Raw genomic sequence first — 23,803 nt, 5'->3', positions numbered from 1 at the left:
TTCCGTCATTTTATTAGCCTAAATATAATAGTAAGAACCTACTTTTGGTGGCCGAGAGGTCACCAAATTTTGATAATTGAATACTAAGCAACGTTGTTTTCGCCAATTAACACCCATCATTCCTCCAACTTCCCAGTTAAAACCATTAAATACATAAACGATTTTTACCTTTCGATGAAACTTGAGTCTCATCATCATAAAGTCTTGCTCATCGGGGAAAATAACACCCAGATAATGACTTGGTCCGTGTTTATATCGTGCCATTTCTTAGTAAACATTTCCCCCCAAATTCTTAACTCATGAGGAGTTAACATGCAAATTAATCAGCGATCGTACGCTGGAGGTCTTGAATCTAGTGATCTGCTAGTTGAGATCTTGCCATCTGAAACAAACAGTTTAGAAATCGAACTTACCAGCTCTGTAGAACAGCAGTTCGGAGATCTTATTCTCAAGGTGGTTACCGATACTTTGAACGAGCTAGGTGTCACTAGTGCGACAGTGGTTATCAATGACAAAGGTGCATTAGATTGCGTGATTAGAGCTCGAGTTCAAGCGGCGGTTATGCGTGCGTCGGACAGTACAGAAATTGATTGGAGTGCGGTGTAATGAAAGCGAAATTACGTAGAAGCATGTTATTTGTTCCGGGTTCAAACGCAGCGATGTTGAGCAATACATTTATCTACACACCTGATGCGATAATGTTTGACCTTGAAGATTCTGTATCAATACGTGAGAAAGATACCGCACGTATGTTAGTGATGAATACGCTTCAGCACCCTCTATATCAAGATGTAGAAACCGTTGTCCGTGTTAATGGGCTCGACTCGGCGTTTGGACGTGATGATGTAAAGGCCGTGGTGAAAGCAGGCGTTAATGTTGTACGGTTAGCCAAAACGGATTCCCTTCAAGATGTATTAGATATGGAAGCCGAGATTGAAGCGGCAGAAAGAGAGTTTGGAAAAGAGTTGGGTAGTACCAAAATGTTGGCGGCTATTGAATCCGCGATGGGTATAAATAATGCTGTTGATATCGCTTTTGGATCGAAAAGACTGATCGGTATAGCGTTAGGTGCTGAAGACTATGTTCGTGACCTAAGAACAGAACGAACCGCCGAAGGTACCGAATTGTTGTTTGCGCGTTGTTCTATATTACAGGCTGCCCGCGCGGCGGGAATTATGGCATTCGACACCGTGTATTCTGACGCGAATAACGAAGAAGGGTTCTTGAACGAAGCAGAGCACATCAAATCACTCGGGTTTGATGGTAAATCGCTAATCAATCCGCGTCAGATCGAAATATTGCATAATGTTTTTGCACCTTCTCAAAAAGAAATAGACCACGCACACGCTGTCATCGAAGCGGCGGAAGAAGCGGAAGAAATGGGCTCTGGCGTGGTTTCGCTGAACGGAAAAATGGTCGATAGTCCAATTATTGAAAGAGCGCATTTAACATTAAAACGTGCCGAGTCTGGTATCAAACAGTAGGGTACGCTAATGAAGACAAATAACGAAATAACAGCCAATAATCCACAAACAGAACTGGACCAGCTTGCTATGAGACCTTTTACTGACGCGCACGAAATTACGCCGCATTTACTTAACAAAGAGACAAAAAAAAGCCGTAAGATTCATGAATCTTTACAAGATGCGATACGAGTGTCTGGGTTAGAAGACGGTATGACGATCTCTTTTCACCACTCTTTTCGAGGTGGCGACAAAATCATCAATATGGTGATGAACATTCTTGCTCAAATGGGCTTTAAAAACCTAACGCTTGCATCGAGTTCACTGTCCAGTATTCACTCACCTATCATAGGCCATATAAAAAATGGCGTTGTAAATAAGATATACACCTCTGGTATTAGAGGTGATTTGGCCGAGGAAATCTCTAGAGGCATCCTGGCAGAACCCGTTCACATCCATTCGCATGGTGGTCGAGTACACTTAGTAAAATCGGGCGAGCTGAACATAGACGTCGCCTTTTTAGGTGTTTCTACCTGTGATGAATTTGGAAATGCGAACGCAACGATGGGTAAATCGCGCTGTGGTTCGTTGGGTTATGCAAAGGTGGATGCAGAACACGCTAAGAAAGTAATCATACTTACTGAGAAAATCGTACCATTCCCTAACATGCCAGCATCAATTGGTCAGGATACTGTTGACGCCATTGTGCAGGTAGAGGAGGTGGGTGACCCATCAAAAATTGGTGGAGATGCCACTCGTTTAACGACGAACCCTCGTGAGTTACTTATCGCCCGTAAAGCGGCGGAAGTTATCGAGCATTCAGGCCACTTTTTTGATGGTTTTTCGTTACAGACAGGTTCTGGTGGTGCATCGTTAGCGGTGACTCGTTTCTTGGAAGAGAAGATGGAACGAAAAGGGGTGACAGCAAGCTTTGGACTGGGTGGCATTACATCAACGATGGTGAACATGCATGAAAAAGGGCTGATTAAAACGCTATTAGATGTGCAGTCATTCGACTCAAGTGCTGCAGACTCATTGGCCCGAAACCCTCTTCATATGGAGATTTCGGCCAATCAATACGCCAATCCATCTTCAAAAGGCGCAGTGGTTGATCGCTTGGATGTGGTTGTGTTGAGTGCTTTAGAAATAGATACAGATTATAACGTCAATGTTATCACCGGTTCTGATGGCGTTATACGTGGCGCGTCTGGTGGCCACAGTGATACCGCGGCGGCGGCGAATTTAACCATCATTGTGGCGCCATTAGTACGCGGTCGTATTCCGACGGTAGTGAATAAGGTGCTGAATATCATTACTCCAGGAACAGAAATCGACGTATTGGTTACCGACCACGGTGTGGCTGTTAACCCGGCACGTACCGATGTCAAAGTACGCCTGGCTCGATCTGGAATTCCGGTTTTTTCAATTGAAGAGCTTCAGCAAAGAGCTGAGCTACTTACTGGCAAAGGCAAGCCGATTCAATATTCAGATAACGTTGTTGGTTACATTCGTTACCGTGATGGTTCTGTTATTGATACCATCAAACAAATCAAAGAGTAGCCAGTGTATTCAGGTGAACCCGTTTCTCTAGAGCAGTTATTAAGCTCTAGAGAGCAACGAGGAATAAGACAAAGAGAGTGGCTGACTAAACACTCTCTACCTTTAATCAGTTTCACCATTAATATGGTGGGTGAGGTTAAAGTCAATACCTTGTCTACGGTTGCTTTCAAGCAAGGGATAGAAGCGATTGCTGAATGTTGCCAGCACGCATCCGTCTTTTTTTCTGAGTCCCAAAGCTTTGATCCGAATACTGGTTTGGAGTTTATCGCTGTAGCCAGCAATATCACTGCGCTTGAACTGAAAGCTCATATGGTGGATATAGAAGATAGTCACCCTTTGGGCCGTCTATTCGATATTGATATTATTGATAGCGATGGTGTTGCGGTTTCGAGAGACAGCATGTCGCTGCCAAGGCGTCGATGTATGGTGTGTAATGATGATGCAAAAATTTGTGCAAGAAGCCGCCGTCACGAAAAATCGGTGATCATAGAAAAGATGAGTGAGCTAGTGAGTTCTACCCTTCGGTAAGGCGTTGGTCATTTAATAAAGACCGAATCAAAAATGCTGCTAGTTTTTAGTACTGAGCATTTGATTCCCTGTACTCCACAAACAAAAAAACCAATCACTTTTTGGTGATTGGTTTTTATCTATCTAATTAACAAAGATTAAAAACTACTCTTCATCTTCTTGTTTTTCTGCTTCATCTTTTTTCTTTTCTTCTGGCTCGCTTCCACCACATTGTCCGCAACAGCTCATAATATTCTCCAATTAATTCAAGTAAATTTGTAAACAGCTTAAGGTGTGTTTGTTACCTATAATTCTATAAAAAGTAGGCGTTATCGTTTCGCACTGGGTTTCGTTAAAATAGGCAGATAAAGTACGACAAAGCAACCAAACCCTAAGGTCCAGAAAGCCACCGCTAAAGTGAGAGCGACGGTGTAGCTCTCTAACCAGTAAATGCCAAATACGCGAATGATGAACGCCAGAAGGATGGCAACAAATGCCACGATCATGGTTTTTCCAACAATGATTATTCGACCAGTATGACCGAGAGAAACACGAGAAATCATCGATAAGATCATAGAAGCCATTGCTCCAACGGTCAGGGCATGGATAGCCTGGCTGTGGCTCACAATTGTCGTGATTTCAGATAAACCAAACATCAATAAGCCAATCACAATACACCAGTAACTAAGATGTAAAGACCAGACTAATGGGGTTTTAAATGTCACCCATATCCGCCACCTGAACGCACGAACCGCATGAATAGTGCTAGTGCAAAAGAATATGGTCGCTACGACGACAGATGGGAGTTCAACAAAGCCAGCGCCTACAATGACGGCAATTAAAATACTGGCAATGGACAGCTTTTCTAAGGTTGGGATTGCATTCACTCGCGTCGTTTGTGTGCCGTTTGCCGTAAACATTGGGAATACTCGGCCTCCCATAATGCACATCACTAATGTCACCAGAAGCACCATAAAAGTGCTGGCTTTGCTTAATAGAAGATAATCACTGCTTGAAACGCTGTAATGAGTAAGGACATTGCTTATCGACATAACCAGTAAGATGGGTATAAAGATCAAGTTCCGCCACAATTTTGCTTTAATAATTGGGTAGGCGAGTGCTGCCGCCGCTAAAGGCAAAAAGGCGAGATCAAGGACAGCGATGAGTATATTAGGAAGTTGTTCGGGAAAGAAAAATGCAATACGAGCGCTCAACCAGACCGACACTAAGCCAAGTAACGTTTTTCCATTTAGCCCTCTGACGCCACTCCAATTTTGAACGGCGGTTAGTAAGAAACCAACAATAATAGCAGCCGTAAAACCGAATAGCATCTCGTGCATATGCCACCAGAGGCTACCACCATAAAGATTTACAACGATATTACCGCCTAAAACACCATTCCAGACCAACAAACTAATAACGCTAAATAGAGCACCAAGCAAAAAGAAAGGTCGAAACGCAAACTCTAAGAATGGCAGAGTGTCTATGGTTGTTTTTTTATTGTCTGGCTCGGAAATATTCATCATGTTGATGGTCCAATTATTCGATTATATTAGAAGTAAGGTAGTTCAATTAGGCTATTTTTATGGTCAATAAATCAACTAACGCTTTGTTATTATTGCCTATGATATCTTCAAGAGTGTAAGTATCGAGTGTTTTGAAAAAGTTTTCTTGAGCTTGTGAGAAAATATTTTTTAACTGACAACTTGGCGTTATCACACATTGATTACTTTCACCAAAACACTCGACGAGATTATTTTTGTCTTCAATGTCTCTCACTAAGCTGCCAATGTTTATTTCATCAACAGGGCGGTTTAGTTTAATGCCACCATTTTTTCCACGAGTGGCCAACAAATAACCTTGAGAATTGAGTTTCTGCACGATTTTCATCAAGTGATTTTTCGATATACCGTAACTATCCGCTATCTCACTGATAGTACAAAGTTGCTGATTATTGATTGCTAAATAGATCAATACCCGCAGTGAGTAGTCCGTATATCGAGTGATGTGCATGAAAAAATCCAACGCATTTAAAGATGCATATATTATGCATCTTTAAATGCGGCTGTAAACTGTTTTGTGAAAAATGCAGCGAATCAATGATATTTTGTATCGTCATTATTGATGATAGCAAGTTGTGATCGTAGTTTTTGCATACAGTTTTCACAGGGCGGATACACTTTAGCAAATTCCAATAACGGTGGTAGGGTACTATTAATTGCCTTTATGGCGATGAGTTCTATATCTTCATCACCGTTATTGTTCTCAGCCATATAGAGCATAGATTGGTGCGGTATGAGCAAACATTTTTGTGCCGTCTCTAACTCGCCTTTTTGCTGATGTATGGATGCTAATTTATGATAACTCGTAATCCATTCTCGAAGAGATTGAACGCACTTAGGATTGCTCGTGAGCTTTTTTTCTAGGAGATATATTACCTCCCGATGATGGCGCTCACTATGAGGTGAATCTCTATATTCAATGGGTAAAGAAACAATCGACGGTAAGTTATCTAAGATATTCATTTTGATCCTTTTATGCTAATGATTCTCATTCTCAATGTAGCATCGATTTGAAGATTGTGAAGAATTATTTGAACATAAATTGCAAAAGAACAAGCTAGATCAATATCTCCGATTGCGAATAATTCTCATTCGCATATAATGATAGTCATTATCATTCCTCTTGGTGTAAATATAATGACTACTTTTATACAAAGAGCCGTAACTCATCAGGTGAAGGGCTCTCAATTCAGTTTTAAGTACAAAAGAGCGCTGTTGCCTGCGTTTTTGATCGCATTATTGCTTACTGAACCTACTCGACATATTGCGGTAAAGACGCTTGCCGATGCTTTTTGGGCTGTGTCAGCCTATGTTGCTTTTACGCTAGCGCTTTATCACTATATTTCTCTTTTTATGAATCGAGAGAATAGTGTTATTCGCTTATACAATAGCTCTCGGCATTATCAGGTGTTATTTTCTGCTTTGCTTGGGGCGATGCCAGGTTGTGGAGGCGCCATCATAGTGACCACTCAATTTGTTAGTGGTCGAGTTGGGTTTGGTGCTGTCGTTGCTGTACTAACGTCTACTATGGGTGATGCCGCGTTTCTGCTACTCGCCAGTGAACCTAAAGTAGGGCTGAGTGTTATTGCTCTTGGCGTCGTAGTAGGTACATTATCAGGGTTGGTCGTTAATGCGATACACAGTGATGACTTCTTAAGACCTAAGCCTAAAACGGATTCCGTTCGCAGCAACAATGAAAAACATCATAGTACCTTTGAAAAAACCGCAATAAATTTACAAGGGAAGTTTTGGGGTATATTGATATTACCAGCCACTGTTGTCGCCTTGCTTGGTTCATTTCAAATAAATATCAACCAACTTATTGGCTTGCCGGAAGAAACAATGGAGTGGCTAGGGACAATTGCAATCATTACCTGCATGACGTTATGGGCTTTTACCAAAGAAATAAAAGATTATGAATCAAGCGTGTCTGAAGATAAAAAATGTATCACGTCACACCCTTTGCAGAAGACCGCTCAAGATACCAATTTCGTGACGGCATGGGTTATAGGTGCATTTTTAGCTTTCGAAATGATTACTGTATTCTCAAACGTTGATCTCGCAGAGTTATTTTCTGGTTGGGGAGTATGGATGCCTTTAGTTGGTTTGTTGGTTGGATTATTTCCGGGTTGTGGACCTCAGATATTGGTCACAAGTTTGTACATTTCAGGGGCGGTTCCTATGTCTACTCAAATTGCAAACGCCATATCCAATGACGGCGACGCGCTATTTCCTGCAATCGCTTTGGCCCCTCGTGCTGCGCTTGCGGCTACGTTTTATTCTGCATTTCCAGCTCTGATTGTTGGCTATGGATACTACGCATTGTTTGAAATATAGACGTATCTATTGCTGCATTAGTGCGCGGTATTACCTACATTAGGCCGCTTCATTAATAGTTCGAGACTTGTAATTAAGTAATATTAATAATCAGGCCTTTCAAGAACTTCTATTTACTCATGAGAAAGCATCACACAAGCTGATAAAAAACTCAGCCTATGGATGCTTTCTACTCTAAAACTAACGCTTTATGCCTTTAGCAGCTATGGTCTAGACAGTGAGTTAAATCGCTGTCACTGTCGACTGATAGGGCTGGCTTACCATGGGAAAATATTTTTAGTTTTCTCTCTTCTACAGAATGGTATGAGAGTTTTTTCCCTTCTACTTTTAACATGGAACCTTCGGGGATGGCGACGACAAATTCATGTTGGTTTAGGATCAAAAATTCTTCAATCCTTTCATCTCTTGTTTCGCCCATGTGCCCTGAAACACTTGCCTCAATGTAGTGCGGGTTGATCTGGAATGGTACCAAGTTCAAGGAAGGTAAAATGGCAGCGGTAACGATTGGCATATCGTTGGTGGTACGGATAGTTGGTGACGCAATATTGGTGCCCGCGCTCCATCCTATGTAGAGTTTTTCCTGCTTGATTATTGCATCTCGAAGAGGCCCAACCAAACCTTGGTCGTGGATCATCTTATTCAATACCCATGTGTTACCACCGCTAACGATAATACCGTCACATTCGTTAATTGCTGCAATAGGGTCATCGCATGTGTGAATACCAGTCACTTCACATCCAAATTGACCCAAGCCATCGTTGAGCTGCTGAGTGCGGTCGTCATAATGCCCACGAATCATGGCGTATGGGACAAACAATAGCTTTTTGGCATTGGTTTTTTTTATCATTGGCTTTAGCCATGAAAAACCGAATTCCAATAGCATTGTGTTTCCGGCAATCTTACCGTTACTAAATAACATGATGTTCATAAATTAATTCCTAGATCACAGCTTCGCTTTGAGCTTCAATACGCTGTTGGGTAATGATGACAATTGATTGAATAACCTTACTGGCAGCCTGTAAGGACGGAACAGGAAGGTATTCATAAATTGAATGAAAATTGTGGGCGCCAGTGAAAATATTAGGACAGGGGAGTCCTTTTTGAGAGAGTACAGCGCCGTCGTAACCCCCTCTCATGGGTGTTGTTTTCATATCTATGCCGTTGTCTTGATAGGCTTGCTTGGCAATAGCGATGGGATAATTGTGGGTGCCTTGAAGACGATTGGCCACATTCTCGTAGCGATCCATCAACGCCAACTCTACAGACTCCTCTCCCCAGAGTGACTGACAGTTTTGGCCGAGCTGTTCAAGAAAGGCCATGCGTTTTTTATACCCTGCTTGAGAGAAATCGCGAATGTCGAGCTTAAGTAGAGTGGATGCGCTATTACCTGACAGCTCTTTAACCCAATAGTATCCTTCTCTTCCTTCTGTATATTCCGGCGCTTCTCCAGCGGGTAGCATACTGATAAATTTGTGTGCCATAAGCAGTGAGTTTTTAAGCTTTCCTTTGGCAGACATAGGGTGCGCTGATTGGCCAACAAAACGCACTTCTGCATTACCTGCGTTCCAATTCTCGCAAACAAACTCACCAATACCACAACAATCGAGAGTATAGCCGAAGTCAGCACCAAATGATTCGACATCGAATGCTTTTGCTCCCCTCAACCCTTGTTCTTCGTCGGGCAAAAAGGCGATTTTAATATCACCACGTTTTAAGGCGGTGTCACCTTTTGATTCTAATGAAGAGAAGTGCTGCAACATATCCATAATGGCGGCAATGGCCGCTTTATCATCCGCACCTAACAGACTGGTTCCGTCCGTGACAATGATGTCTTGGTTTTCATATTGAGCAAGCTCAGGAAACTCTGATACTTTGAGCCAAACCTTTTTACTGAGTTCAATATCACCACCTTGATAATTGACAATATGAGCATTGGTATCGTTCGATTGCTCAGCGCTGGTATCGAGATGCGCAAAAAAAGACACGGTTGGTACATTGGCGTCATTTCCGCGTAAGGTAGCGGTGAGTATGGCCGTATCTCTGAGCGTGACCTCGTCGAGTCCGAACGCCTCAAGTTCTGCCTTGAGTAGGGTTGCTAATTCAAACTGGCCGGGCGATGAAGGCATGACTCCTTGCGCACCTAGTTCACGGTTTGTTGTTGTGTTGATTTTAGTATAGCGAAGAAACCGATCGGTAATATTTTCCATATTTACATCTTATGATTGTTATTTGTGTCGTGAATAGCAGGAGCATGCTCCTGCTATCGGCTATTTAAAGTAATACCTGAGAACAAACTAAAACAGTGACAAGGCCACCAACCATAGGGATGGCAGTGCGTTTTACAAGTTCCATTGGTGATACATTTGCCACACCAGCACAAGCAATCACGACACCAGCAACCGGTGATGCAGAGCGCATTAGACCCGATGCCAATTGCATTGGAAGTGCCACAGTTGCCGCCGCTGTTCCTACCTGTGCCGCTACATCCGGCGCTAAGTTAGAAAAGCTAAAGAATGATGCGTTACCTGAACCTGAAAGTAACGTGACAATGGCGATAATCGCGACAAGAACGAGTACCATTGCAATGTAGCCAAAACCAGCACTGGCTGCACTGTCTAATAATAGGTCGATAAATCCAATCGTTGAAAGGCCCGTAACAAAAACTTTTGCTGAGATGATAAGGCTAACAACACTTGCAAATACTGCCCCCATACCTTCTAAATATATTTTAAGGGATGCGCAGACTTTTTTGCCGTCTCTTGTGTAGATATAGTCACATATCATCGCGACGAATAAAGCAATAAACATTGCAGTAACCACATCAATTTTGACACTGGTAATTGCAAATTTGCTAAAGGTAAGTAGAAGGGCTAACGGTAGGACAGGAAGAATGGCAAACCATTTTGGTGCTTTTCGATGATCCTTACTTTCTATGTTGAAGTCGTGTTTGATGCCATTTTCTTCATCTTTTTTGTCAAAGTGTTTTTGACAAAAAAAGTGTAATACTGCAATCACTATTATTGCAATAACAGAGACGACCAATTGATAGCTGACAAAATACGTTGCGACATCGATACCAGATATCTCAGCCGCTTTGTTTGCAGCAGAAGACGCAGGGCCTAAGTCGAGACAACCAGTAGTGGCAACCACCGCCGCTGCCGCTGCAGGATTACACCCAACACCGACCAATACTGGGTACATAGCAACCAATAACAATAGAGCAAGCCCGGTTGCACTTGGAATAAATATATTGATCATCTGACCAATTACATACGCCATAGCAAGTACAACGTACGGATTCTTGATGCGTGACAATGGTTTCGTCGCAATCTGAACGAGGGCATTAGCGGCGCCAATGTGGCTCATGTAACGTGAGAACCCACCAACAGCCATGATAATCAGACCAAGCTTAGCGAGTGTTGATGAGGAGATAACTTTGATAACCTCAAAAAAATCGACAATAACGGAACCTGTCGACGTTCCGCCTTTCGGCATGAAATCTGGATTCCCTGAGATAACACCGAGTGCGATCATCGTTAAACCTGCCAAAAACAATACTGCTTGAGTATTGTATTTCTTTACTACGAAATAGCCGACGGAGAAAATAACCGGCAGTGCTAATAAAGTAATCATTTTTCTATCCTTGTAATTAATTAATTTTGTCTGTCAACTTAATTTTGAATGTGTTTATCCCTCAAATTAAATGAATATAATTCGATTGTATAAACGTGATTAAGTTAAGTGTTAATTCTTAAATATTTTAAATTCTTTAAAAATGTCTTCCATTTTATCAAATCTTTGTTTGTTATTTGTACGATTAGACATGCATTTAATCAATAGCTCGATAATGGAAAGCCCTGCCGAACGATTATTGAATATAGTACTACTTTCGCTCGCAACGACGATTTGAATATCGCTATAAGATACAAAAGGGTTAACCTCTTGATCGGTCATAACAACGGTTTTACCACCAACCTGACTAAACCAACGAACAACCTTAACCGTCGTACTTGAAAATCGGTGATAAGACATGGCTAGCAGCGTATCATCCTCGTTAATGTCGACAAGTTGGTGTGGCAATGTAGACGAGTCCGCGTTGAGCAAAATAACGTCTCTTCTTAGATAACGTGCTAATAAATAAAAATAATTGGCTAATGCTTCAGCGGATGCGCTTCCAATGACATAAAGTTTGCCTTGTGGATTGAGAATAAGATCTGTGGCTTTATCTATATTTAAGGCATCGAGTGATTGATAAGTTTTTTCAATATTATCCAGTATTTCTTTTTGATGTTCTTTAATTAATTGAGATGTAGAGTCATTTCTTTTTGTGTTATTACAGCGATCTACTGGAGTACTTAATTCAATAATTAAATCATTCGAAACCGCTTTTTTAAAATCCAGAAAACCATGGAACCCAAGGCGCTGTAAAAATCGACCAAGTGTTGCCTTTCCAATTCCAATCTGATGGCATAGGTCATTTATTTTGGCAAAAGGTAGCATTTCGAATTGGGCAATAAAGTGCTCAATAATTCTGTTGTCTGATTCAGTCAAGTTATCAATTGTATTGACTGATCTAATAAATTCTTGCCTATCCATCATTATTCCTTTTCTCTTATGGAGCGGATTGTCACGCTTCTATTTAGTGGGAGCAAGGGAAACAATTTTTCCCACAATCAAAGTGTGATCTTGTCGATTTTATTGGTCGATTGTCTTTTACGGTTCAGCAACAAAACGTTGTATAAGCCTGATAATACATGGCTTTTAGTGAATTGAGTTAAATGGATTTAATTGCGGTGACGATTCGGAAATGGTCGTACTTTGGCGTGTAATGAGAACCTTTGCACCCGACATTCTGATGGGGTACTGTGAACGTAACGCTAATCGAATGAACTCATCGAGTATTGTGTGGATATGCGCAGCTTTCAGTGTAGATTTGGGGAAAAACATGAAACATATAGCCTTTTTTAGTAGTAAATCTTATGACGAAAAATCCTTTGAACTGTTAAACGATAAAGATGAGTTTGTATTTCATTTTTATGACTTTAGGTTGACCACTAAAACGGCCGCCTTAGCGAAAGGTTGCGAAGTCGTCGTCGCATTTGTCAACGATGATCTATCGCGACCAGTGCTCGAAAGGCTTATCCAAGAAGGTGTTCGATTGGTGGCTCTAAGGTGTGCTGGTTTCGATAATGTAGATGCAGAGGCGGCGAAGAGCATCGATATGAAAATTGCACGTGTTCCAGCTTATTCACCAGAGTCAATTGCTGAGCATGCCGTGGGCCTTATGATGACGTTAAATCGGCGCTTTCACAAAGCTTATCAGAGAACACGAGATGCGAACTTTTCACTTGAGGGACTGGTTGGCTTTAATTTTCATGGGAAAACGGCAGGTATTATAGGGTCAGGAAAGATTGGGTTAGCAACGATGAGAATTCTGAACGGATTAGGAATGGATATATTGTGTTACGACCCTTACCCAAATGATGAGGCTATAATGCTGGGCGCTCGCTACTGTACGCTGGACGAGATTTTTAAAGAGGCCAATATCATCTCTTTGCATTGCCCTATGACAAAAGAAAATTATCATCTTTTAGATGGCGAAGCATTTCAAAAGATGCGCGACGGCGTCATGATAATCAATACCAGTAGAGGAGAGTTGTTGGATTCATCTGCCGCAATTGAAGCTTTGAAAGTTGGTAAAATAGGGGCGTTAGGTCTGGACGTTTACGATAATGAAAAGGATCTGTTTTTTCAGGATAAATCGAATGACGTTATCGTGGATGATGTATTCCGTCGATTATCTGCTTGTCATAATGTCATATTTACTGGACATCAAGGTTTTTTGACGGAAGATGCTTTACAAAATATTGCGGAAACGACGTTAGACAATATCCGATCGCTTGATTCCAATAAGACAAACAACAATTTTTTATAGTGAATCGAACTTGCCTCGAATACGCTCTATACGCGTTCGATTTACTCCAAAATCTGAGCGTCCAATTCGGGATGCAGATCGAATGTGTATCTGTGTCTTGTCAGGACGCTCTTCTACAAAGTAAAACTCTACGTCATCAACAAATTGAAAGAAAGTGGAGGTGTATTCTACATGGATGTAATTGCCTTCACTTTCTATGGTTTTTGCATTGCCTTCCGATTCAATTATCTGGACAAGAGCAGTATGTGCGTCAGACAACGTTCCTGAGTAAACAATGGACTCAACCTGATGTGTGTCGTCGCCACTGACTTGGCTATTTAGGCAGTTTGGTGTGTTAGGGCAAGGCGCGAGCTTGCCCTCATTTATACCTAGTAAAGGTGTAGTGCTTGAGCATCCAAATAACAGGGTTATGCTTATTAGAACAACGGCTATCTGAATGTTCATTTTGTTTGCCTTCGCGATATCTTAATCGCCATCAGTCCAATTAAATTTACTTTCGTCGACACCTTCCTTCGCCTCTTTTAAGCGCTCTCGCTTGTATCGCTCTTCGTTTCTGGCAGCATCAATTTCTTGCATAATTACGGTAATATCAGCATCGATATCACTTTCCGTAAATGTACCAGTTAGCTCACGATCCGGCGTGAGTTCGCCTTTCTCAAATAGAGCCCAAATCTCTTTGGCATAACTGGTGGTCAGTATCTCTGGAGCGTATTGGCCGTAGTAATCACGAATATTGTTAATGTCACGCTCTAGCATCCACTCTGCGTTGTTATTGGCGGAGGCGTCTACGGCTTGCGGTAGATCAATAATCACAGGACCATATTCGTCGACCAGCACATTAAACTCGGATAAGTCACCATGGATTAATCCCACGCAAAGCATCTTAACCACGTAAGACATCATGACGAGATGGTCTTCAATCGCTTGCTCAGCAGACATGGTGACATCGTTTAGCCTTGGGGCAACGTACCCGTCGTCATCTGTGACCAATTCCATAAGCAAAACCCCATCAAAGCAACCATAAGGTTCTGGCACTCTAACGCCTGCGGCAGCGAGTTTATACAATGCGTCGACTTCGGCGCTTTGCCATACTTTTTCTTGCTGTTCACGACCAAACCCCGAGCCTTTTTCCATGGCTCGAGCTCGACGGCTATTGCGGACTTTACGGCCCTCTCTATAGGAGACAGCTTGCTTAAAACTGCGTTGATTCGCTTCCTTGTACACTTTGGCACAACGGATCATATCGCCACAGCGCACAATGTACACAGAAGCCTCTTTGCCACTCATTAATTGGCTCTTCACCTCGTCGACCAAGCCATCGTCAACGAGAGGTTGTATTCTCTTAGGTATTTTCATAGCTTCGTTATACCTTAGTTAGCCAATGGATGTAATATTAAGCTGGCAAACGGAGTCAATTTATCATTGTTTTTATGACATTTCGGCGAAAAAACAACCAAATCGTATTTTGCTTAATAAGAGAATCATTATTAGTAGGCTAGTGATTATTCGTCTCATTTTGTCATTTGAGTTCTGAGTCGTGCAATGCAATCGAATACATCGCTCACCTATTCATGCCATGAATTAATGATATTTTACGCAGCGAAGCGTTTTTTCTGACGTGTTTTGTGAACAATATTCTACTTGAACATTATTAATAATAGTGGTCAAAATTGGTGTTTGTCGGAAAGGGAGCCTTCAGATAAACGAAGGTCTTATTAACGTTACGATACGTTCATATTAAGTGCCCAATTTTGTCGTAATGGCTGTCTTCTTATTGGAAACTCGAATAGACTGAGAATACCTGTGTTTAGCGCTAAATGGTCGGTATGAAAAAAGACTTATTCACTAACTTAGACCTTAATTTATTAAGGACCTTTTTGATACTTTCTCAAGAGCTAAATATGAGAAAAGCATCAGAGCGGCTTTTTGTGTCTCAACCTGCTATTAGTCAATCGCTTGCAAAGCTTAGACACCATTTTGATGATGAACTGTTTGTAAAAGTACAGAAAGGGCTACAAGCCACTCCGTTTGCCGAGGCACTCGCAACCTCTATATCTCCCCACATGTATGGTCTCGCTAATAGCGTTAATAACCACTTAGAATTTTCCCCGGAGACATTGGAAAAATCAGTAAAAATTGCCCTTTCTCCAGTGGTGCTCGCGAGCCTGTCCGGTTCGCTTTACCAAGCCTTCAAAAAAGCAGCGCCCAATGCCATCATTGATTTAGTGAGTTGGTCTGGCAGTACGATAGAGGACCTAAAGAGAGACAATGTTTACTTAGCGATAAGCTATGAAATAGAAACGCCATCTGAGGTATACGCCAAGAAGCTTGTGAGTTTAAACGGACAAGTCATCGTGCGAAATGAACATCCAATAAAGAAAACTCTGACCACTCCTGCAGACTATGCCGGCTATGAAATTGCGTCAATGGTTTCACCTGGCTTCAATGAAAACTTCAGTATTGCAGCTGATATCATGCAGCAGTACGGATTTGAATCCAAAGTAGGATTTCGCTCTGAAATCATGATGGCACTCATTGATATTATTCAACATACCGATATGTATCTACCCCACACGAATCTTTTTCCTATTCATTTGTATCCCAATTTACGTGCTTTGGATATTAATATTGAGGGAAAAGGTTACATGATTGACGTATATAGTTATTGTCACAGCCGACATAGAAATACAGCCATGTTTAACTGGCTACACAACCTGATATCGGCAGTAATACAAGAACAACTCGTCAGTCGTTCTAGCAAATAACGTTAAGCTTGATAAGCGTTGCTTATTACCAATATAAGGAATAACGTTTAGTCCGCACACCTAATTTTCAATAATATTCTGGCCATCGACAAGAAGTTGAACGCAATAGATGTTGCCAACAGAAGGATTTTTATTATTAAATATTTTAGGTGTGCAAATGAACAAATCAATCATCACTCTTTCTCTTATTTCAGTTTTTTCTGCCCAAGCTTTTGCAGGTGTTCAAATTGAAAACCCGATCTGGAACGATAAGCCAAGTATAGACAACAGTATTCCCGGCATTGCAGAACGTCCTCAACCTCAAGTGCCAACACAACCGCCTGTTGATAGCGTGCCTGATCGACCAGAGAAAGATTCAACACCAGATAGAATACAGCCTACCGACCCAGAATTTGGTCTTCCTTATGAACCTCAAATGCCATCCATATCAGATGGTCAGCGTATTTCCTCTCTTGAATTGGATTTCGAAAGAATGGCAAACCAACTAGAAGAGCAATCAGAGCAGATGGATGGCGTTCGCGCAAGCTTGCATGCGGTAACGAATGCCCGCCCATTTGTTACCAATGGTGAGTTTGCTATCGGCACCGGCGTTGGTTTTGCTGGTTCTAAAGAAGCTCTAGCCATAGGTGGTGCATACGGAATTAACGAGAAATTAAGTGTTTCAGGTACTTTCCACTATGAAACTAAGGGTAAACATTCGTCATCCGACGTGGCAGGCGGCGTTGGTGTTCAATACACATTTAACTAGCACACTAAGGCTGGCCAAGGACGGCTTAGTCCCTTAAAGGCGATGTAAAGAATATTCAATACTCGCACTGAACGGATTTTTATTTATTACTCTGAATGTGAAAGAATGAGAAAAATACTGTTTTTAATATTACTTGTTAGTGCGAGTAATATATCCGCTAATACATTGCATATTTCCCCAGAGATTAAGTTTGGGCCATATATTGGGGCAGGTATTTCTGGAGGTGGATTACAACTGGGTTTATCTGATAGCTTGGGTTTCGACGCAATCTACTTTTCATACAGCGACATATACGCCGAGTTTTTGTCTATTGATGAAGACCAAATACAGACTTATCGGCTGGGTGGCCAATATCAATTGGTTAATGTACCAAAAATGTCACTGCAACTTGAAGTTGGTGCAGCCAAGTACAAAGGGAATCGAAAATATGTAGGCGGCTCAACCCGCGCTTTAGAAGGCCAAGGAGGTAGTTTTTCGGCGTCATGGGTAATCGCGGTGACGGACAATATTGGTTTTAGAGCCGGAGCAGATTTCAATTATATTGATAAAGACAAAACGTTTTTACCCAATTCTCTTACGGCAACAATTTCTACAGGGGTCGTTTTTAGTTATTAATTGTGAGCGCATTGGTTATCGGTTAGCCCTATGCGCTCTAATTATTTTGTTCTTCAATACCGCATTTTATGTACAAATTGGGTCATATTATTCATAGGTTTGTTCCAAGTCATCGGAATAACTTTTTTCGTATATTTCATAGTGTTTGCTTCTGCCATTCAAGGTATGAAAGTTTTTCCTTCCTCTTGCCAGTCTAATGTACTTGAGCCATGTTCTTTCCAGTTTCGTCTTTGCTTTGCCAGGATTCTGCAATACCTTAATGAAATGTCTTTCTTCGGAGTTTATGGGTGAAATATCACTTTCTTCTAATGCAAGCAATGTTTGACCATATGAACTAAGAAGATAATCTTCCTCCACAGTGAAGTCCCCAGACTTACCAAATCCACGAGAAAATACATTGTTATCATAAAAACGTTTCTCTCCAATTCTAATTTCAGTATCAATCATTTATTTGCCCTTGAAAGCGTAAATCAGTGCTGTTGAGTGAACGATATTTCGTCTCTCAATAAAAATAAAGCAAATAATTTAACTCATGACGACAAAAACTTTTTGTCATCAATCTGGGTGATGATTGACAAATTATTTCAATCGTTTCAATAGAAATATTTTCACTTATAACATTGAAAATACAGGTTTTTTATGATGACAATGCGAGTTGTTTAATTATAATCACGGCGTTTACGTACTGTATTTATTAACCTAATATTTTGAGCTTGAAAATGCTGATATCCGAAATCCCTATGCCGCCAAAAATGATTATTACAATCGTTTTGATATTTAGCGTGTGGTCACTAAAATACCTCTGGATTGCGGCTATTCGACACCGCAATAGTCCTTTACAAGAGAGGCATAAAAACTGGATCAGTGTTGCCAGAAACTTGAGTAACCTTGGTTTGGTTATTGGCGTAGCGGTTGTTTGGCTTTCTGAACTACAGAATTTTGCAATTTCTGTCGCGGCATTCACTGTGGCAATTGTCATTGCCACGAAAGAGTTGTTGCAGTGTTTTCTGGGTTTCTTTTCATGGGTGACAAACCGTCCATTTAGAGTAGGGGATTGGATCGAAGTGAACGGCCATTGTGGTGAGGTGTCTGATATCGATTGGATAAAATTCCGGTTATTAGAGGTGGATTTGGAAAACGGCTACACATATACAGGTAAGTCTATTACGGTAATGAATAGCGTTTTACTCATCCAGCCAGTCGTTAACCTGAACTTCATGCGTAGGTATGTAATGCACAGTTTTTCCATAGTACGTGAAAATAATGTTAATTTATTCGAACTTAAAACACCAATTATGGAAACTATTGCAGAATTAATAAGCCCATTTCAAGACGTTGCTTCTCGTTACTCTAATTTAATCAGCAAGCGATTAGAGATTGAAGCGACATCAATTGAACCGTTTATTTATATTCATACAACCGATGTGGCTAATCAAGTGATCTCAATTACTATTTTTTGCCCAACGGAAGAAGCACATTCATTGGAACAAAAAATAACTGAGCGCTTTATGGCACTCTGGTATGAAAAATTGAAAGTCGTCTAAAATCAATAGATAGAGCGATGAATTATTCGCTCTGAACTTCCATATTTTCGGCCTCTCCGGCCTGAACCAAACTATATGCCGTGGAAGGCTCAATCTTATGAATAAGCTTTTCGACAGCAATAATGGCTTCTAAAGAGGTACTTTTCTTTCTATAGCTTAGGTATAACGGTCTATCCCAATTTAAGCTATTTTCTACCAACAGCAACTGTCCAGAATTTAAAAAAGGTTCAACAACCGATGCTGGTAAATAGGCACTGCCACCTTTTTCTAAAATGAAATCTAACGCGATTCTGCCTGTAGATGTTCTTAGGTAGGGGGCATTTATCTGAGGATGCCTATCAGCATGCTCGGAAGAGAAAGCGGTACCCCAATCTACGTATACGTATCTTTCGGCAAGCGCGTTCTCGACATCGCACTGAATGGTCGAGACCAGAACCAAAGTTAGATCAGCGATTTTTTTACACTCTAATTCTTCCGCCTTTAGGGGATCGAATGCAAACGCGATATCTAATGTGCGCTCAATTAATCCTCTGTTGATCTGATCTCTGCTCAGTACTTCCGCGTTAAAACCATATCCATGAAACTCATCGGTCACAATGCTAAGGCAATTTTGTAGATAGGCATCCCAAATATTGGGTGTTCCACCAATCGTAAGTTGGAGTGCTTTAGAGCTTTCTAGCGATAACTCATATTTGGCTTGTTGAAGGGTTTTGACCATGACTTCAGCGTAACCAATTAACCGTTCGCCTGAAGACGTTAATTTAATATTGTTTCTATCTCTGGTGAATAAAACAGTATTAAAGTAACTCTCTAACTGTTTTATTCTTGCACTAACAGCTGCCTGGGTAATATGTAGGTTTTCTGCGGCTCGGCCAAAATGCCTGACACGAGCCAACTCTAGAAATGTATTTAGTACTCTAACGTCCACTATTGATTTCTCTTTAGGTCTTTGTTTATGTCGTTATGATTACTCAAAGTGCAATAATTAGACATAACTTTACACTAAAAAGATAGCACCTAACCCGAGAAATACGAGGAAGCCAACGACATCCGTTACTGTGGTGAGAACCACAGAACCCGCTACGGCAGGATCTATGTTTAACTTTTTGAGCGTGAAAGGAATCAAGGTTCCTGACAAAGCCGCCGCCAGACTGTTTACTCCGATTGCACAACAGATGATCAATGAAAGCGGCATTGAGTCAAACACGTAGTAAACAATACCACCGATAACTGCCCCCATTACCACACCGTTAATGAGTGCAATTTTTACTTCTTTGTTTACAAGTAGCCATAAGTTACTTTGGTGTAAGTGATTCAGCGCAATGCCTCGTATAGCGACGGCGAGAGTTTGGCTTCCTGCAATCCCTCCCATGCTGGCAACGACGGGCATAAGAATAGCCAAAGCGACAACCTGCTCGACAACGTTTTCAAAAATACCGATGATTGCCGATGCGGCAAAAGCGGTGACCAAATTAATAACTAACCACAAAGCCCGCAGTCGTGTTGCGACTTTTAAAGGGGTAAACAGATCCTCTTCGCTTTTTACATTTTCAGCGACAACCGCCTGTAAGCTTAATTCTCTTAAGGTGAGCGCAATAGTGGTCATGGACATTACTCCCATGACTTTTCCCTCAGACAGAACGGGAAACCAGTAAGTATTGCCATCAATAGAGAGTTGTTTACTGATCTCTTTAATGTCTTGTGTATCCTCGAGAATAGGTGTGACAACCGCTAAATCTCTTAGTTTTTTCTCATCCTCTTGGACCAAAAATACCTCTGGTTTAACCGTGCCAACAATCCCTAAAGTATCCCTTACAATAACAAGACGGATAGGGTTTTCTGTTCTTTTTGAGATCTCACTTTTGATCCGTCCAACACTATTTTTAGCGTTAGCGACGAGAAAAAAGGGCTCAACATATCGCCCAACTTTGTCGTCTTCATAAGACAACGCTTGTTGAATATAGGCAACGGTCGCTTCACTTTGTGTAAGAAGATACTCATCAACAAATTCATTTGGTAAGAAGTCGGAGAAAGTAATGACATCATTTTCGCTAATACAAGAAAGTCTTTCAACGGCGAGTTCTTCAGATAGTGATTGATGGATATGCTTAGCAGTGTCGTACTGTAAGAAGTTTACAATGGTCCAATATCGATCCGCAGGGATCACTTCTACAATTTGTAGCCTGTATTGAAGGTTGACAGACTCCAATATATTGGCAAGCTCAGCATCCTGATAATCTTTAAGAAAACTTAGGTCAACGGACGATCCCATTGCGCTAATAAATTCAGCCAATAACTGTGGGTTATTCTCTGTAATTTGCATTTGATTAAAGTCGGTCATTTCAAATTTATCCTGATCTTGTGTCTGCAGATTCTTCTACTAATGTGAAGGCTCTGCTGGGATCAACATAAACGCGATCCCCCATACCTTCTCGGCCTAATAGCATTAGGTAGCTCATTTCTTTACGGTTGGTTAGTGTTATCTCAATAGGCCAAGAACGCCCTCCAATGGAGAAAAGTGTGCTAATTACAACACGCTGCTCTGACTCGCCATTTGAAGACTTTATTTTTCGTGAGTCGACGACCGGCGCGGATGTTTTTACCGTTTGCTCCATGTTGTAGATATCCGGGTGTAGGTCAAACTCTACATAGAGTTGGCCCTTTTTGCGAAACCGACGAATGTTGTCTACATGCATAGAGGATGTTTTGGCTCCGGTATCCACACGAACCTCTAAGTCTGAAATCCCTAGGTCTGGCAAACAACATAGTTCGAGGTTTCCAATTATCAGTCTGTCCATTGGTTTTCCTGTTAATCAATGTTTCTATTTTACAAAAGTATAGAGTCGTGCATCATTTCAATGTGTTCGGCGACATCATTTTCGTCTTTGCCAAAATAGGCAACATGGAACATAGCATCGCCTTCTTGTACTAAAGGTATATTCTGTTTGCCGATTATGATCCCTGAACGTGTAGACACGGCCTTATGAATCAACTCTCCTAGAGGTGAGTTAATCTCAGCAAGAATCTGTCCCTTTTCCACCTGTTCTCCAAGTTTCACAAATTCATGAACAAACCCACTTCCTGCGGCTCTTATCCAGTCACTTTTATTGGCGATGTAAGGTTCAATCTTTCGTTTACTCGGACGTTTTCGCAGGAGTCCGAGCCCCATTAATACTTTTTGAACACCTTTAAACCCGGCTTGGATAGACAGCTCATCAAAACGCAGTGCTTCCCCTGCCTCATATAATAGAATACGCGTTCCTCTGCTCGTGGCGGCCTCTCGAAGAGACCCATCTCTCAATACAGAATTAAGTAACACTGGAACGCCAAATGCTTGGGCAAGCTCTAATGTTTTATCATCACTCAAATCGGCTCTAATTTGGGGCAGGTTTGAACGATGAATGGCGCCTGTATGTATATCGATTCCGTAGTCACAATGCTCTACGACATTCTGCATAAAATCTTGCGCAAGCCTTGCCGCTAAAGACCCTTTCGCTGACCCAGGAAAACACCGGTTTAGATCTCTTCTATCTGGCAGATAGCGACTTTGATTAAGCACGCCGTATACATTGACCATTGGAACGAGAATTAGCGTTCCTCTGATTATGTTCAAGTTTGCTTCTATTAGTCTGCGAATGATCTCTATACCATTTAGTTCATCACCATGTATTGCCGCGCTTACGAATACAGTTGGTCCTTTCTTTACGGCTCTTTGTACATGAACAGGAATGGACAGCTCCGTGTTGGTATATAATTTGGCCACTGGGATACTAATTTGACACTTTGTACCTGCTAAAATCTCAGTGCCAGCTATCGATAGGCGGCTTGCCATCACCCTTTTCCTCGAGTTTTATTTGCATTTGGTTTCGCTGTTTTTTCAATAAAATCAAAAATCATTCCTGCAACATCTTTTCCTGTTGCGGTTTCTATTCCTTCTAGACCGGGAGATGAATTGACTTCCATGACGACTGGGCCATTGTTTGACTGCAGAATATCAACGCCACAGAGGTTGAGGCCCATGGCTTTCGCTGCGTTAACCGCTGTAAGACGTTCTTCTTTTGTTAGGCGTACTAACTGAGCTGAGCCACCGCGGTGCAGATTGGAACGGAATTCGCCTTCACCTGCTTGACGCTTCATCGCAGCAATCACTCGATTACCAACTACAAAACAACGAATATCGGCACCGCCGGCTTCTTCAATGAATTCTTGAACGAGAATATTCGCTTTTAGTCCCATAAATGCTTCAATAACACTCTCAGCGGCTTTATTTGTCTCAGCTAAAACAACGCCAATACCTTGAGTCCCTTCGAGTAGCTTGATAACAACCGGCGCTCCACCGACATTCTTAATAAGGTCTTGGATCTTGTCTGGTTTGCTAGCAAAACCTGTTTTTGGAAGTCCAATACCCTTACGTGATAGCAGTTGTAGCGATCTCAATTTGTCACGAGAGCGGCTTATCGCCACAGATTCGTTGATACAAAAAGTGCCCATCACCTCAAACTGCCTGACGACAGCGGTACCGTAAAAAGTGATGGATGCGCCAATGCGCGGAATCACTGCATCATAAGGCGGTAAACTTTCGCCGTGATAACGAACTCTAGGATTGCTACTGGTAATATCCATATAGCAATGTAATGTATCAATGATATCGACTTGGTGGCCTCTAGCTTCGCCCGCTTCCTTTAAACGGCGAGTAGAATATAAAGATTCATTGCGAGATAAGATGGCAATACGCATGTTAATTTTCCAACTATTTGGGATTTAATA

The 23,803-nt window shown here is 41.5% G+C and carries 26 protein-coding genes; 10 read left to right on the top strand and 16 right to left on the bottom strand.

The window, feature by feature from the left end:
* Nucleotides 1-18 precede the first annotated feature (18 nt).
* Complete coding sequence (locus IUZ65_RS18360) at nucleotides 19-264, bottom strand: hypothetical protein (protein ID WP_195705480.1); 246 nt, start codon at nucleotides 262-264, stop codon at nucleotides 19-21.
* A gap of 48 nt (nucleotides 265-312) precedes the next feature.
* On the opposite strand from IUZ65_RS18360, the gene citD reads away from it, so the two are divergent.
* The 4 genes from citD to citX are packed head-to-tail and all read left to right on the top strand — an operon-like array spanning nucleotide 313 to nucleotide 3,551.
* Complete coding sequence (citD, locus tag IUZ65_RS18355; RefSeq protein ID WP_195705479.1) at nucleotides 313-606, top strand: citrate lyase acyl carrier protein; 294 nt, start codon at nucleotides 313-315, stop codon at nucleotides 604-606.
* A complete protein-coding gene (citE, locus tag IUZ65_RS18350) occupies nucleotides 606-1,484 on the top strand; it encodes a citrate (pro-3S)-lyase subunit beta (protein WP_229638238.1) in 879 nt (292 codons plus the stop codon). The genes citD and citE overlap by 1 nt, the downstream gene beginning before the upstream one ends.
* 9 nt (nucleotides 1,485-1,493) lie before the next feature.
* Nucleotides 1,494-3,023: a citrate lyase subunit alpha gene (gene citF / locus IUZ65_RS18345; protein WP_443083754.1), complete on the top strand. Its 1,530-nt coding sequence runs from the start codon at nucleotides 1,494-1,496 to the stop codon at nucleotides 3,021-3,023.
* A 3-nt stretch (nucleotides 3,024-3,026) separates the two neighbouring features.
* Nucleotides 3,027-3,551 carry a citrate lyase holo-[acyl-carrier protein] synthase gene (gene citX, locus IUZ65_RS18340; protein WP_195705478.1) on the top strand — a complete coding sequence of 175 codons (525 nt, stop codon included), beginning with the start codon at nucleotides 3,027-3,029 and terminating at the stop codon, nucleotides 3,549-3,551.
* Between the two features lie 308 nt (nucleotides 3,552-3,859).
* Here citX and IUZ65_RS18335 read toward each other — a convergent pair whose 3' ends face one another.
* The 3 genes from IUZ65_RS18335 to IUZ65_RS18325 all read right to left on the bottom strand — a co-directional run bounded on the left by IUZ65_RS18335 (nucleotide 3,860) and on the right by IUZ65_RS18325 (nucleotide 6,055).
* On the bottom strand, nucleotides 3,860-5,056 hold the full coding sequence (locus IUZ65_RS18335; RefSeq protein WP_195705477.1) for an NnrS family protein: 1,197 nt from the start codon (nucleotides 5,054-5,056) through the stop codon (nucleotides 3,860-3,862).
* A 46-nt stretch (nucleotides 5,057-5,102) separates the two neighbouring features.
* Entirely contained in the window at nucleotides 5,103-5,543 is a 441-nt protein-coding gene (locus IUZ65_RS18330) for an Rrf2 family transcriptional regulator (RefSeq protein WP_195705476.1), read from the bottom strand.
* Nucleotides 5,544-5,626: 83 nt separating this feature from the next.
* Complete coding sequence (locus IUZ65_RS18325) at nucleotides 5,627-6,055, bottom strand: hypothetical protein (protein ID WP_195705475.1); 429 nt, start codon at nucleotides 6,053-6,055, stop codon at nucleotides 5,627-5,629.
* Between the two features lie 174 nt (nucleotides 6,056-6,229).
* Between IUZ65_RS18325 and IUZ65_RS18320 the strand changes: the two genes are divergently transcribed.
* Entirely contained in the window at nucleotides 6,230-7,429 is a 1,200-nt protein-coding gene (locus IUZ65_RS18320) for a putative manganese transporter (protein WP_195705474.1), read from the top strand.
* 196 nt (nucleotides 7,430-7,625) lie between these two features.
* Here the strand turns inward: IUZ65_RS18320 and pepE are convergent, their stop codons facing one another.
* The 4 genes from pepE to IUZ65_RS18300 form a co-directional block, all read right to left on the bottom strand.
* A complete protein-coding gene (pepE, locus tag IUZ65_RS18315; RefSeq protein ID WP_195705473.1) occupies nucleotides 7,626-8,357 on the bottom strand; it encodes a dipeptidase PepE in 732 nt (243 codons plus the stop codon).
* Nucleotides 8,358-8,367: 10 nt separating this feature from the next.
* Nucleotides 8,368-9,636 carry a peptidase T gene (pepT, locus tag IUZ65_RS18310; protein ID WP_195705472.1) on the bottom strand — a complete coding sequence of 423 codons (1,269 nt, stop codon included), beginning with the start codon at nucleotides 9,634-9,636 and terminating at the stop codon, nucleotides 8,368-8,370.
* Nucleotides 9,637-9,700: 64 nt separating this feature from the next.
* The gene (gene dcuC / locus IUZ65_RS18305) at nucleotides 9,701-11,062 is read right to left on the bottom strand and encodes a C4-dicarboxylate transporter DcuC (RefSeq protein ID WP_195705471.1); all 1,362 of its coding nucleotides are present in this window, start codon (nucleotides 11,060-11,062) and stop codon (nucleotides 9,701-9,703) included.
* Nucleotides 11,063-11,173: 111 nt separating this feature from the next.
* Nucleotides 11,174-12,028, bottom strand: coding sequence for a MurR/RpiR family transcriptional regulator (locus tag IUZ65_RS18300; protein ID WP_331275678.1), 855 nt, complete (start codon nucleotides 12,026-12,028; stop codon nucleotides 11,174-11,176).
* A 346-nt stretch (nucleotides 12,029-12,374) separates the two neighbouring features.
* Here IUZ65_RS18300 and IUZ65_RS18295 point away from each other — a divergent pair, with 346 nt between their 5' ends.
* Complete coding sequence (locus tag IUZ65_RS18295; protein WP_195705469.1) at nucleotides 12,375-13,364, top strand: 2-hydroxyacid dehydrogenase; 990 nt, start codon at nucleotides 12,375-12,377, stop codon at nucleotides 13,362-13,364.
* On the opposite strand, the gene IUZ65_RS18290 is transcribed toward IUZ65_RS18295, so the two are convergent.
* Entirely contained in the window at nucleotides 13,359-13,808 is a 450-nt protein-coding gene (locus IUZ65_RS18290) for a DUF1499 domain-containing protein (RefSeq protein WP_195705468.1), read from the bottom strand. The genes IUZ65_RS18295 and IUZ65_RS18290 overlap by 6 nt on opposite strands.
* A gap of 21 nt (nucleotides 13,809-13,829) precedes the next feature.
* Entirely contained in the window at nucleotides 13,830-14,720 is an 891-nt protein-coding gene (locus IUZ65_RS18285; protein ID WP_195705467.1) for a PA4780 family RIO1-like protein kinase, read from the bottom strand.
* A gap of 470 nt (nucleotides 14,721-15,190) precedes the next feature.
* Between IUZ65_RS18285 and IUZ65_RS18280 the strand changes: the two genes are divergently transcribed.
* The 3 genes from IUZ65_RS18280 (at nucleotide 15,191) to IUZ65_RS18270 (ending at nucleotide 17,492) form a co-directional block, all read left to right on the top strand.
* Nucleotides 15,191-16,129: a LysR family transcriptional regulator gene (locus IUZ65_RS18280; RefSeq protein ID WP_195705466.1), complete on the top strand. Its 939-nt coding sequence runs from the start codon at nucleotides 15,191-15,193 to the stop codon at nucleotides 16,127-16,129.
* Between the two features lie 157 nt (nucleotides 16,130-16,286).
* Nucleotides 16,287-16,877 carry a YadA C-terminal domain-containing protein gene (locus tag IUZ65_RS18275; protein WP_195705465.1) on the top strand — a complete coding sequence of 197 codons (591 nt, stop codon included), beginning with the start codon at nucleotides 16,287-16,289 and terminating at the stop codon, nucleotides 16,875-16,877.
* Between the two features lie 105 nt (nucleotides 16,878-16,982).
* Nucleotides 16,983-17,492, top strand: coding sequence for a hypothetical protein (locus IUZ65_RS18270; protein ID WP_195705464.1), 510 nt, complete (start codon nucleotides 16,983-16,985; stop codon nucleotides 17,490-17,492).
* Between the two features lie 87 nt (nucleotides 17,493-17,579).
* Here the strand turns inward: IUZ65_RS18270 and IUZ65_RS18265 are convergent, their stop codons facing one another.
* Entirely contained in the window at nucleotides 17,580-17,939 is a 360-nt protein-coding gene (locus tag IUZ65_RS18265; RefSeq protein ID WP_195705463.1) for a DUF413 domain-containing protein, read from the bottom strand.
* 272 nt (nucleotides 17,940-18,211) lie between these two features.
* Between IUZ65_RS18265 and IUZ65_RS18260 the strand changes: the two genes are divergently transcribed.
* A complete protein-coding gene (locus tag IUZ65_RS18260) occupies nucleotides 18,212-19,036 on the top strand; it encodes a mechanosensitive ion channel family protein (protein WP_195705462.1) in 825 nt (274 codons plus the stop codon).
* Nucleotides 19,037-19,058: 22 nt separating this feature from the next.
* On the opposite strand, the gene IUZ65_RS18255 is transcribed toward IUZ65_RS18260, so the two are convergent.
* From IUZ65_RS18255 to rimK, 5 genes are all read right to left on the bottom strand, one after another.
* On the bottom strand, nucleotides 19,059-19,964 hold the full coding sequence (locus tag IUZ65_RS18255) for a LysR family transcriptional regulator (RefSeq protein WP_195705461.1): 906 nt from the start codon (nucleotides 19,962-19,964) through the stop codon (nucleotides 19,059-19,061).
* Between the two features lie 69 nt (nucleotides 19,965-20,033).
* On the bottom strand, nucleotides 20,034-21,377 hold the full coding sequence (locus IUZ65_RS18250) for a magnesium transporter (RefSeq protein WP_195705460.1): 1,344 nt from the start codon (nucleotides 21,375-21,377) through the stop codon (nucleotides 20,034-20,036).
* A 7-nt stretch (nucleotides 21,378-21,384) separates the two neighbouring features.
* Nucleotides 21,385-21,834 carry an ATP-dependent zinc protease family protein gene (locus tag IUZ65_RS18245; protein ID WP_195705459.1) on the bottom strand — a complete coding sequence of 150 codons (450 nt, stop codon included), beginning with the start codon at nucleotides 21,832-21,834 and terminating at the stop codon, nucleotides 21,385-21,387.
* A 29-nt stretch (nucleotides 21,835-21,863) separates the two neighbouring features.
* Nucleotides 21,864-22,868, bottom strand: a complete 1,005-nt coding sequence (locus IUZ65_RS18240; RefSeq protein WP_195705458.1) for a succinylglutamate desuccinylase/aspartoacylase family protein — start codon at nucleotides 22,866-22,868, stop codon at nucleotides 21,864-21,866.
* Complete coding sequence (gene rimK / locus IUZ65_RS18235) at nucleotides 22,868-23,773, bottom strand: 30S ribosomal protein S6--L-glutamate ligase (protein ID WP_195705457.1); 906 nt, start codon at nucleotides 23,771-23,773, stop codon at nucleotides 22,868-22,870. The genes IUZ65_RS18240 and rimK overlap by 1 nt, the downstream gene beginning before the upstream one ends.
* Nucleotides 23,774-23,803: the final 30 nt, after the last annotated feature.

Origin of the sequence: Vibrio sp. VB16, from assembly GCF_015594925.2 — a bacterium.
In the GTDB taxonomy this organism is placed as follows: domain Bacteria; phylum Pseudomonadota; class Gammaproteobacteria; order Enterobacterales; family Vibrionaceae; genus Vibrio.
Note: the sequence above shows the minus strand (reverse complement) of the source record. Positions and strands in the feature narration are given on the sequence as shown.